Annotated in this window: 10 protein-coding genes; 7 read left to right on the forward strand and 3 right to left on the reverse strand. The window is 67.5% G+C overall.

The window, feature by feature from the left end:
• Positions 1-150: 150 nt before the first annotated feature.
• The 3 genes from JOY88_RS21775 to JOY88_RS21785 are packed head-to-tail and all read right to left on the reverse strand — an operon-like array spanning position 151 to position 3,254.
• On the reverse strand, positions 151-1,035 hold the full coding sequence (locus JOY88_RS21775; protein WP_293504747.1) for an EamA family transporter: 885 nt from the start codon (positions 1,033-1,035) through the stop codon (positions 151-153).
• 46 nt (positions 1,036-1,081) lie between these two features.
• Entirely contained in the window at positions 1,082-1,903 is an 822-nt protein-coding gene (gene ppsR / locus JOY88_RS21780; RefSeq protein WP_293504748.1) for a phosphoenolpyruvate synthetase regulatory kinase/phosphorylase PpsR, read from the reverse strand.
• A gap of 52 nt (positions 1,904-1,955) precedes the next feature.
• Positions 1,956-3,254, reverse strand: a complete 1,299-nt coding sequence (locus tag JOY88_RS21785; protein ID WP_293504749.1) for an HD-GYP domain-containing protein — start codon at positions 3,252-3,254, stop codon at positions 1,956-1,958.
• Positions 3,255-3,474: 220 nt separating this feature from the next.
• Here JOY88_RS21785 and ppsA point away from each other — a divergent pair, with 220 nt between their 5' ends.
• The 7 genes from ppsA (at position 3,475) to dnaB (ending at position 11,222) form a co-directional block, all read left to right on the forward strand.
• Positions 3,475-5,871 carry a phosphoenolpyruvate synthase gene (gene ppsA, locus JOY88_RS21790; RefSeq protein WP_293504750.1) on the forward strand — a complete coding sequence of 799 codons (2,397 nt, stop codon included), beginning with the start codon at positions 3,475-3,477 and terminating at the stop codon, positions 5,869-5,871.
• Between the two features lie 72 nt (positions 5,872-5,943).
• Complete coding sequence (locus JOY88_RS21795) at positions 5,944-8,001, forward strand: sodium:solute symporter family protein (protein ID WP_367269829.1); 2,058 nt, start codon at positions 5,944-5,946, stop codon at positions 7,999-8,001.
• 136 nt (positions 8,002-8,137) lie between these two features.
• Positions 8,138-8,500: a 30S ribosomal protein S6 gene (gene rpsF / locus JOY88_RS21800; protein ID WP_119045492.1), complete on the forward strand. Its 363-nt coding sequence runs from the start codon at positions 8,138-8,140 to the stop codon at positions 8,498-8,500.
• Between the two features lie 50 nt (positions 8,501-8,550).
• Positions 8,551-8,859: a primosomal replication protein N gene (gene priB / locus JOY88_RS21805; protein ID WP_293504752.1), complete on the forward strand. Its 309-nt coding sequence runs from the start codon at positions 8,551-8,553 to the stop codon at positions 8,857-8,859.
• Between the two features lie 28 nt (positions 8,860-8,887).
• Positions 8,888-9,178: a 30S ribosomal protein S18 gene (gene rpsR, locus JOY88_RS21810; RefSeq protein ID WP_293504753.1), complete on the forward strand. Its 291-nt coding sequence runs from the start codon at positions 8,888-8,890 to the stop codon at positions 9,176-9,178.
• A gap of 12 nt (positions 9,179-9,190) precedes the next feature.
• Entirely contained in the window at positions 9,191-9,643 is a 453-nt protein-coding gene (rplI, locus tag JOY88_RS21815) for a 50S ribosomal protein L9 (RefSeq protein ID WP_293504754.1), read from the forward strand.
• Positions 9,644-9,797: 154 nt separating this feature from the next.
• Positions 9,798-11,222 carry a replicative DNA helicase gene (dnaB, locus tag JOY88_RS21820; RefSeq protein WP_293504755.1) on the forward strand — a complete coding sequence of 475 codons (1,425 nt, stop codon included), beginning with the start codon at positions 9,798-9,800 and terminating at the stop codon, positions 11,220-11,222.
• The last annotated feature ends 51 nt before the right edge of the window (positions 11,223-11,273 follow it).

Genomic DNA, 11,273 nt, shown 5'->3' on the forward strand with positions numbered 1-11,273 from the left:
AGGGCCAGGTGCGCCATCACCGCCCCGGGGGTTTGCTGCTCGAACCGCTCAATGACTTCTTGCCAGATCTTCAACTCCCAATCGCACGAAATCCCCGTGCAATCACTAGCTTAGCCAATCAAGCTCGAAAGACCTTGAAAGGGATGGTCCTCAGAGCGCCACGGCGACGACCCCGGCGCCGATCAGCGCGGCCCCGGCCAGGCGCCAGCCGCGCTCGCCTTCGCCCAGCAACTGCCCGCCCAGCAGCGCGGCGAACAGCATGGAGACCTCCCGCGCCGGCGCCACGCGCGACAGCGGTGATTCGCGCACGGCGATCAGCACGAGGATGTAGGCCAGCGGCCCGAGGCCCGCGCAGGCGAGCACGGCCTTCCAGCTGCGGCGCAGTTCGGGCATGAAGCCCTTGGGGTCGCGTAGCAGCACGGGCAGTTGCAGCGGCACGCGCAGCAGGTTGCCGAAGTAGTCCAGCAGCAGCGGGGACACGGCCAGCATCCTGACGGCATAGCCGTCGATGACCGTGTAGCCGGCGATCAACGCGCCCGTGGCGGCACCCCAGTACAGGCCGTGGCGGCGGCGGGTGGCGGCTGCCGCGTCATGCGCCACGCCGCGGCCGATCAACCGTGGGCCCATGGTGATGAGCAGGATGCCACCCACCACGCCGGCCAGGCCCAGCGTGCCTGCCGTGCCCAGGTGCTCACCCAGCAGCAGTACCGCGCCGATAGCCGACAGCAGCGGGCCGCTGCCGCGCGCAACGGGATAGACGACGGTGAGGTCGCTGGCACGGTAGCCGGCCAGCAGGCAGTTGAAGTAGGCCAGGTGCACGACGGCACTGGCGGCGACACAGAGCCAGACCGTGCCGGACCAATGAGGCAGCTCGTCCAGCCCCACCCACAGTACGGCGGGCAGCCACAGCAGGGAGACGCCGGCCGAGCTGGCGAGCACGAAATGCGGCCCGTCGCCCCACTTCTTGACGGCGAGGTTCCAGGTGGCGTGGAGGAGGGCGGCGACGAGGACCAGGGCGAGGGCGGAAGCGGGCATCTCAATGCCTGCCCGTCCGCCGCCGGGGCGCGTGCGGGCCCGACATTCAGTACATCAGCCGATCCGGCCGGATGTCGCGCAGGATGGTCGTCGCGATCTCCTCGATGGACTTGTGCGTGGACGACAGCCAGGCGATGCCCTCTCGCTTCATCATGGCCTCGGCCTCGTTGACCTCGTAGCGACAGTTCAGCGTGTCGGCGTACTTGCTGCCGGGCCGACGCTCGTTGCGGATGGAGGCCAGGCGATCGGGGTCGATGGTGAGGCCGAAGCACTTGCGCTTGTGCGGCAGCAGCGGCGCCGGCAGCTTGCGGCGCTCGAAGTCCTCGGGAATCAGCGGGTAGTTGGCCGCCTTGATGCCGTGCTGCATCGCCAGGTACAGCGAGGTGGGCGTCTTGCCGCAGCGGGACACGCCCACAAGGATGACGTCGGCGGTGTCGAGGTTCTTGGACGACTGGCCGTCGTCGTGCGCGAGCGAGAAGTTGATGGCTTCGATGCGGTCGTGGTATTCCTGGCTCTCGGCCACGTCGGAGAAGCGACCCACGCGGTGGTTGCTCTTGATGCCGAACTCGTCCTCCAGCGGCTCGATGAAGGTGCCGAACATGTCCATCACGCGGCCCTGGCAGTGCTCGCGCACGACCCTGAGCACGTCGCGGTCCACCAGGGTGGCGAAGACGATGGGGCGCTGGCCCTCGCGCAGCCCGACCTCGTTGATCTCGGCGACGACGGCATGGGCCTTGTCGGCGGAGTCGATGAAGGGCCGGCGCACATGGCGGGCCTTGATGGAGAACTGCGCGAGTATGGAGTTGCCGAAGGTTTCGGCGGTGATGCCGGTGCCGTCGGAGACGAAGTAGACGGTTCTGGCGGTCATGGCGGCGGCTCCGGTCGGTTCAGGGGGGCCTGGCCATGATAGCCAGCGAGGCTCAGGCCTCGGCCTTGAGCCTCACCAGCATCTCGCGCATGACGGCGCTGTCCTCTGGCGGCAGCAGGCCGGCGCGCAGCAGGGTCTCGCGCTCCAGCTCACGCAGCCGCCACTCTAGCTCGCCTACCACCGTCATCAACTCGACCTGCAGCTCGGCATCGCGCTGCTCGGCCAGGCTGGCGACGAGGGCGTCGGGGTCGTGGGCGTCCAGGCCCGTGCTGGAGAAGGCGGTCTGGATGCGCAGTAGGCGCTGCAGGGCGGCCTCCAGTACTGCGCGCAGGCCGGGACGGGCCGCGGCAATGCGCTCTTCGATCCATGGGCGGGTCTCGCGGAAGCGCCCCAGCGTGGCGACGATGGCGACGACGCGCGGGATCGCCGACTCCAACGGCACCGGGTCGATGGCCGCGGCAGCGGCCGGCGCGCCACCATGGGCCGCGACCGTGATGGCTTCTGTGAGCTCGCGGCTGAACTCGCCGGGGATGAGCTTGGTGGCCACGCTGGCGCGCGTCAGCGGTGTCTTGCTGTTCTCGATCAGCGCCATCAGCCATTCGGCGGCCGCGAGGATCTGGCCGTTCAGTGGCAGGGCGGCGCCCTGCACGCCCCGGGGATAGCCGAAGCCGTCCAGCCTCTCATGGTGGTGCAGCACGGCGCTGGCGATCTCCCGGCCGGCGCCGGGCATGTTGCGCAGCACGCGTTCGCCGATGACGGGGTGGGAGGCGACATGGCGCCATTCCTGCGGGCCCAGCGGGGTGCCCGGGCGCATGTACTGCGGGTCGATATAGAGCTCGCCGACGTCGTGCAGCAGCCCGGCCAGGGCCAGCGTGTGGTGGCGGCCAGCTTCCCCGGGCAGCAGGCGGCGCGCCAGCGCCAGCGCCAGCATGGCGACGCCGGCAGTGTGCTTGAGGCGGTCGCTCTGGTACTCCGCGTAGACGGTCAGCAGGGACTGCACCGGGTAGCTGAGCTTGAGCGTGGCCAGCGTCGTCGGCGCGGCGGGGTAGAGGTCGTGGGCGCAGATGGCCTTGAGCAGCGGGTACTGCTCGAGCAGGGCTTCGCCCATGGGGCCGAAGCTCTGCGGCATGACGCCGTTGGTCACCTGGAGACAGTCCTCCAGCGGCTTTTGCAGCTTGTGCATCAGCAGGCGCTCGCGCACCTTCTCGTTGACCTGCGCGCCCTTGGCGAGCAGTTTGATGCCGTTCTGGCCGACGATATCCTCGATCGCCTCCACCGGCCGAGATTCGGACGTGTGGATCACATGGTCCAGGTAATGCGCGTTGACTTCGGGAGCGGGTTCGGTGGTCACATCGGCAATTGTGCACAGTGCGCAGTTACATGCAGGTACGGAGCGCCTAGAATCCGGCTCAATTCCTCGCGATCAGCCCCATGCGCGCTTCCGCCCTCCAAGAAGAATTCAGAAATGGATGGAGCCGCGCCTGCCTTGAGCACATCGACTCGGCGGTGACCCCCATGGATGGCCCGGACGACGCGACGACCCCGGTTTTTCAACCTCCCGGAGTTTTTTCATGTCCACCCTGTTCGAGGCGGCCGCCCTGGTCGTACCGTTTGAGAACCTGAGGATGACCGATGTCGAGGCAGTCGGCGGCAAGAACGCCAGCCTCGGCGAAATGATCTCGCAGCTCGCCGCCAGCGGCGTGCGCGTCCCCGGCGGCTTCGCCACGACGGCGCATGCCTTCCGCGAATTCCTCAAGCATGAGGGCCTGGATGCGCGCATCGCGGCGCGCCTGGCCACGCTCAACACCGACGATGTGCGCGCGCTGGCCGAGGCTGGTGCCGAGATCCGTGGCTGGATCGAGAGCCAGCCCTTTCCGGCCGACCTGGAGGCCGGCGTGCGCCAGGCCTTTGAACAACTGACGGCCGACAACCCGGGCGCTTCCTTCGCCGTACGCTCGTCCGCCACGGCCGAGGACCTGCCCGACGCCTCCTTCGCTGGCCAGCAGGAGACCTTCCTGAACGTCGTCGGCATAGCCGAGGTGCTGCACAAGATGCGCGAGGTGTTCGCGTCGCTGTACAACGACCGCGCCATCAGCTACCGCGTGCACAAGGGCTTCGCGCATGGCGACGTGGCGCTGTCGGCCGGCGTGCAGCGCATGGTGCGTTCCGACCTCGGCTCGGCCGGCGTCATGTTCACCATCGACACGGAGAGCGGTTTCCCCGACGCCGTCTTCATCACCTCCAGCTACGGCCTGGGCGAGACGGTGGTGCAGGGCGCCGTGAACCCGGACGAGTTCTACGTGCACAAGCCGGCGTTGAAGGCTGGCAAGCTGGCCATCATCCGCCGCAACCTGGGCTCCAAGCTGATCCGCATGGAGTTCGCTTCGCCCGAGGAGAAGGCCGCCAGCGGCAAGCTGGTGAAGACGGTGGACACGGTGCCCGAGCACCGCAACCGCTACTCGCTGAACGACGCCGAGGTCACCGAGCTGGCCCGCTACGCCCTCATCATCGAGCAGCATTACGGCCGCGCGATGGACATCGAGTGGGGCCGCGACGGCGTCGATGGCAAGCTCTACATCCTGCAGGCCCGCCCCGAGACCGTGAAGAGCCAGCAGGCCGGCCAGGTCGAGCATCACTACAAGCTCAAGGCCCACAGTGCCGTGCTGGCCGAGGGCCGCGCCATCGGCCAGAAGATAGGCACCGGCCCGGTCCGTCTGGTCGACAGCGTCGCCGAGATGGAGCGTGTGCAGCCGGGCGATGTGCTGGTCACCGACATGACCGACCCGAACTGGGAGCCGGTCATGAAGCGCGCTTCCGCCATCGTGACGAACCGCGGCGGCCGCACCTGCCACGCGGCCATCATCGCGCGCGAGCTGGGCATCCCGGCCGTGGTGGGCTGTGGTGACGCGACGGACAAGCTCAAGGACGGCCAACTGGTCACGGTGGCCTGCTCCGAGGGCGACACCGGCTACATCTACGACGGCCTGCTGGAGACCGAGGTCAGCGAGGTGCACCGTGGCGAGCTGCCGTACTGCCCCATCAAGATCATGATGAACGTGGGCAACCCGCAACTGGCCTTCAACTTCGCGCAGATGCCGTCCGGCGGCGTGGGCCTGGCCCGGCTGGAATTCATCATCAACAACAACATCGGCGTCCACCCCAAGGCCATCCTGGACTATCCCAATATCGACGCCGAGCTGAAGAAAGCCGTCGAGTCGGTGGCCCGTGGCCATGCATCGCCGCGCGCCTTCTACGTCGACAAGCTGGCCGAGGGCATCGCGACCATCGCGGCTGCCTTCTACCCGCGGCCGGTCATCGTGCGGTTGTCGGATTTCAAGAGCAACGAGTACCGCAAGCTCATCGGCGGCACCCGCTACGAGCCTGACGAGGAGAACCCCATGCTGGGCTTCCGCGGCGCGTCGCGCTACATCAGCGGCGAGTTCCAGGATGCCTTCGCGATGGAGTGCGAAGCCTTGAAGCGCGTGCGCAAGGAGATGGGCCTGACCAACGTCGAGATCATGGTGCCCTTCGTGCGCACCGTGAAGCAGGCCGAGAAGGTCGTCAGCATGCTGGCCGAGAAGGGCCTGAAGCGCGGCCAGGATGGCCTGCGCGTCATCATGATGTGCGAGGTGCCCAGCAATGCCATCCTGGCAGAGCAGTTCCTGGCACATTTCGACGGCATGTCCATAGGCTCCAACGACCTGACGCAGCTGACGCTGGGCCTGGACCGGGACTCGGGCCTGGAGCAACTGGCCGGAGACTTCGACGAGCGCGACCCGGCCGTCAAGGCCATGATCTCGCGCGCCATCCGCGCCTGCCGCGCCACCGGCAAGTACATCGGTATCTGCGGCCAAGGCCCCAGCGACCACCCGGACTTCGCCGAATGGCTGGCCGAGGAAGGCATCGTGTCCATCTCGCTGAACCCCGACACCGTCATCGACACCTGGCAGCGGCTGGCTGCGAAGTAAACCGGCGTCTTTCCTGATCAGCCCGGGTTCTCCGCAGGGGAATCCGGGCTTTTTGTTGCCATGATCGCGGCCGTGTCCGCCCGTCGCCTCCACCGCCGCTACGCTCTGTTCACGCTGAGCTTCATCGCCCTCGTGATCGCCCTCGGCCTGGCCGAGCAGCGCGGCCTGCCCAAGGCCTGGATAGGCTACACCTTCCTCGGCACGACCGTGCTCGTCTACGCCGTCATCGGCATCCTCTGCCGCACGACGGACCCGGCCGAGTACTTTGTCGCCGGCCGCCGCGTGCCGCCGCTCTACAACGGCATGGCCGCCGGCGCCGACTGGATGAGCGCGGCCAGCTTCATCGGCCTGGCCGGAACGCTCTACGCCAGTGGCTACGCGGGCCTGGCCTATGTGCTGGGCTGGACCGGCGGCTTCTGCCTCGTGGCCCTGTGCATCGCGCCCTATCTGCGCCGCTTCGGCCAGTTCACGCTGGCCGACTTCCTGGCCGAGCGCTTCGAGAGCCGCACACTGCGCCTCGTCGGCGCGGCGGCGGCCATCCTCGTGTCCTTCGTCTACCTGGTCGCACAGATCTACGGCGTGGGTCTGATCACGACGCGGCTGACGGGCCTGGGCTTCGAGGTCGGGGTCTTCGTGGGCCTGGGCGGCGTGCTGGTCTGCTCCTTCCTGGGCGGCATGCGCGCCGTCACGTGGACGCAGGTGGCCCAGTACCTCATCATGATCCTGGCCTATCTGGTGCCGGTCATCTGGCTGAGCGTCAAGCAGACCGGCTGGCCGCTGCCCCAGCTGGTCTATGGCCAGCAACTGCACCGGCTGGCCGAGCGCGAGCGCGAGCTGATCCGCGACCCGGGCGAGCTGCAGGTGCGCGCCATCCATCAGCAGCGCGCCGATGCCGCGGCGGCGCGCCTGGCCGACGTGCCCAAGGCGTTGGCCGACGAGCAGGCGAGGGCGGCCGCCAGTGTTGCCGCGCTGAAGGCGGCGAACGCGCCGCTGGCCCAGATCCAGGTCGCCGAGAAGCAGCGCGCGGCCCTGCCGCGCACGACCGGCGAGGCCGAGGAGCGCTGGCGGCGCGAGCAGGCCAGCGAGGCGCAACTGGCCCGGCCGCTGTCGGGCCTGGTGCCGCACACCCAGCCCTTCGCCGGCAACCCCGACGGCAGCCCTGCCGAGCAGGAGCAGGCCAGCGAGGCGCGGCGCAACTTCATCGCGCTGGCGCTGTGCCTGATGGTGGGCACGGCAGGACTGCCGCATCTGCTGACGCGTTACTACACGACGACCTCCGTCGCGACGGCGCGCGAGTCGGTCGCCTGGTCTCTGGTCTTCATCTGCCTGCTCTACCTGACGGCACCGGCCCTGGCCGTCATGGTCAAGACCGAGGTGTTCAACGGCCTGGTGGGCACTTCCTTCGAGCAGTTGCCGGCCTGGATACGCCAATGGCAGCGCGTCGATCCGGCACTGCTGTCCGCCATCGACCTGAACGGCGATGGCCGGCTGCAGCTGGGCGAATTGCGCCTGCACCCGGATCTGGTCATGCTGGTCATGCCCGAGCTGGGTGGCCTGCCCTATGTCATCTCTGGCATGGTGGCCGCCGGCGGGCTGGCGGCGGCGCTGTCCACGGCCGACGGCCTGCTGCTGGCCATCTCCAGCGCGCTGTCGCACGATCTCTACTACAAGGCCATCAACCCCGAGGCCTCGCGCACGCGGCGCGTCACCCTGTCCAAGGCCTTGCTGCTGGCAGCGGCGCTGACGGCCGCGGCCGTCGCATCCAGCCGCCCGGCGGACATCCTGGCCGTCGTCACGGCGGCCTTCTCCATCGCCGGCTCCACCTTCTTCCCGGCGTTGGTGGCTGGCGTGTTCTGGCGCCGCGCCAACCGCGCCGGCGCACTGACCGGCATGCTGACCGGGCTGGGCGTCTGTCTGGTCTACCTCGTCATGGCCCATCCGGGGCTCAGGGCCATGACCGGCCTGCCGGGGGCCGCCGTCATGATCTGGGGCATACAGCCGGCGTCGGCCGGGCTGTTCGGCGTGCCGGCCGGGGCACTGGCGCTGGTGCTGGTCAGCCTGATGACGGCGGCGCCGAGCCCGCGGCAGCGCGACTTCATCGACGCGCTGCGCCGCCCTCGGCAGTCCTGAGTCGGGCCGGATTTGGCGGATCGGCCTTCCCGGGCTAGAATCCCGGGTTCCCCCTTGCCGCAACCACGTGTCGACGCCGTGGGGCGGCTTCCACAGCCGGGCAACCCTGCCGGGCTGGAATCCACAAGGAGTACACATGCGTCACTACGAAATCGTTCTGCTGATCCATCCGGATCAAAGCGAACAGGTTCCGGCCATGCTGGAGCGCTACAAGGGCCTGATCACCACCGGCGGTGGTGTCGTGCACCGGGTCGAGGACTGGGGCCGTCGCCAGATGGCTTACCTGATCCAGAAGCTCGCCAAGGCTCACTACCTGTGCCTGAACATCGAGTGCAGCAAGGAAGTCCTGGCTGAGCTCGAGACCGGCTTCCGCTTCAACGACGCCGTGCTGCGCCACCTCACCGTGGTCCAGGACAAGGCCATCACGACCCCCTCGGTCATGATGAAGGCCGTCGAGCGCGAAGAAGCCCGCAAGGCGCCGCAGCAAGAAGCGGCCTGAGCGCAGGTCATCGCTAGAGAACCAGGTTTTTCGAGCAGCGTGCCTCCGGCGTGAACCAGCTTCACCTGCAGGCACAGATCCAGCAACTCGGACAAGTTCGCTACACCCCCGCTGGGCTGATGGCCCTGGACGCTGGCCTCAAGGCCGAGTCCGAAGTCATCGAGGCCGGCAAGCCCCGCAAGGTCTCGCTGGAGATCAAGGCGGTCGCGGTGGGCGAAGTGGCCAGGCAGTTGCAGGCGCTGGGAGTTGGCGGCCAGGCGGTCTTCCGCGGCTTTCTGACCCACCAGCGCAATGGCAGGGGTTTCATCGCCCATGTCACCGTGATCGAGCCCGCTGCCGCGGAACCTGGAAGTTTTTGAATCCGGATAGATTTAACAGAGGTCCACTATGCCCCCGCCCCGTGGTAAAGGTCGCTTCTCCAAGGACAAGAAGCCCAAGCGCAACCAACAGTCGCTGCTGTTCCGCCGCAAGCGTTTCTGCCGCTTCACCGTCGCCGGTGTCGAGCAGATCGACTACAAGGACATCGACACGCTGCGCGATTTCATCGCCGAAAACGGCAAGATCACGCCCGCTCGCCTGACCGGCACGCGCGCCTTCTTCCAGCGTCAGCTGACGGTGTCCATCAAGCGCGCGCGCTTCCTGGCCCTGCTGCCGTACAGCGACCAGCACAAGGTCTAAGGAGCTGACGACATGCAAGTGATCCTGCTCGAAAAAGTGGCCAACCTCGGCAACCTCGGCGACGTCGTCAAGGTCAAGGACGGTTATGCCCGCAACTTCCTGATCCCGACCAAGCAGGCGCGCCGCGCCACCGAAGTCGCGATCAAGGAATTCGAAGCCCGCCGTGCCGAGCTCGAGAAGGCCGCCGCCGAGAAGCTGGCTGCTGCCCAGAAGCTGGGCGAGGCCCTCGCTGGCAAGGCCGTGCGCATCGCCCAGAAGGCCGGTGTTGACGGCCGCCTGTTCGGCTCGGTGACGAACGCCGACATCGCCGATGCGCTGACCAAGCTGGGTTCGTCCATCGCCAAGTCGCAGGTGCGCCTGCCCAACGGTCCGCTGAAGACCGTCGGCGAGTTCCCGGTGAGCGTCGTCGCCCACACGGACGTGGTCGTCGAGATCAGCGTCCAAGTGGTTGCGGAAGCCGAGTAAAGCTCGCTTCCACTGATGCGCGGTGACGGCCAGTCACCGCAACATCGAAAGAAGGCCGATACCCTCCGGGTTTCGGCCTTCTGTCTTTCCGGAGCGTGTTTTCCCGCACGCTCCACCGCTTGCCAACAATCCGTTCACAGCTTTATCCACAGGCATGTCCGCGATCTTTCCCGCCTCCTCCCCCGCCGCGCCGCAAGACGATGAGGTTGCGCGACTGCGCGTGCCGCCGCATTCGGTCGAGGCCGAGCAGAGCGTGCTCGGCGGCCTGCTGATCGACAACTCGGCCTGGGACAAGGCGGCCGACCTGCTGACCGAGGGTGACTTCTACCGCTTCGAGCACAAGCATGTGTACTCGGCCGTCGGCAAGCTCATCAACGCGGGCAAGCCGGCCGACGTCGTCACCGTCTTCGACGAGCTGACTTCCATCGGCCGTGCGGAGGAATGCGGCGGCCTGGCCTACCTGAACGCGCTGGCGCAGAGCGTGCCGAGTGCCGCCAATCTGCGTCGTTATGCCGAGATCGTGCGCGAGCGGGCCATCCTGCGCAAGCTGGTTGCCACCAGCGACGAGATCGCGACCGCCGCGCTGAACCCGCAGGGCAAGGCCGTGAACCAGATCCTGGACGAGGCCGAGGGCAAGATCTTCAAGATCGGCGAGGAAGGCTCGCGCAGCCAGCAGGGCTTCCAGAGCATGGACCGGCTGGTCATCGCGCTGATCGACCGCGTCAACGAACTCGCCGAGGCCGGGCATCAGGACGTCACCGGCGTGCGCACCGGCTTCTACGACCTCGACAAGCAGACGGCCGGTCTGCAGCCCGGCGACCTCATCGTGCTGGCGGCGCGCCCCTCCATGGGCAAGACGGCATTTGCGGTCAACATCGCCGAGAACGTCGCCATCAACGAGGGTCTGCCCGTCGTCATCTACTCGATGGAAATGGGCGCCGCGCAGCTGGCGCTGCGTATGGTGGGCTCCATCGGTCGCATCGACCAGAGCCACCTGCGCACCGGCCAGCTCAAGGACGACGAATGGGGCCGGCTGTCCGAGGCCGTCGACAAGCTCGGCAAGGCCAGCATCTTCATCGACGAGAGCCCGGGACTCTCGCCGTCGGAAGTGCGCGCGCGTGCGCGCCGCCAGGCCCGTATCTGCGGCCAGTTGGGGCTGATCGTCATCGACTACCTGCAGCTGATGACGGGCAACGGCGGTGGCAGCGAGGAGAACCGCGCGACCGTGCTGGGCGAGATCTCGCGCGGCCTGAAGGCGCTGGCCAAGGAGCTGAAGTGCCCCGTCATCGCGCTGTCCCAGCTGAACCGTTCGGTGGAGCAGCGGCCCGACAAGCGTCCCATGATGTCCGACCTGCGCGAGTCCGGCGCCATCGAGCAGGACGCGGACATCATCATGTTCATCTACCGCGACGAGTACTACACCAAGGACGAGTGCAAGGAGCCGGGGGTCGCTGAAATCATTATTGCGAAACAGCGTAACGGCCCGGTGGGCACCGTCAAGCTGGCCTTCCAGCGCATGCACACCAAGTTCGAGAACCTTGCTCCTGGGTACGTGGGGGTCGAGCGGGACGAATACTGATCGTCAACCGACACGAATTTAGAGGGGCCACTGATGCGCGACGTGCATCAG

The organism is Roseateles sp., from assembly GCF_019237615.1.
In the GTDB taxonomy this organism is placed as follows: domain Bacteria; phylum Pseudomonadota; class Gammaproteobacteria; order Burkholderiales; family Burkholderiaceae_C; genus Pelomonas.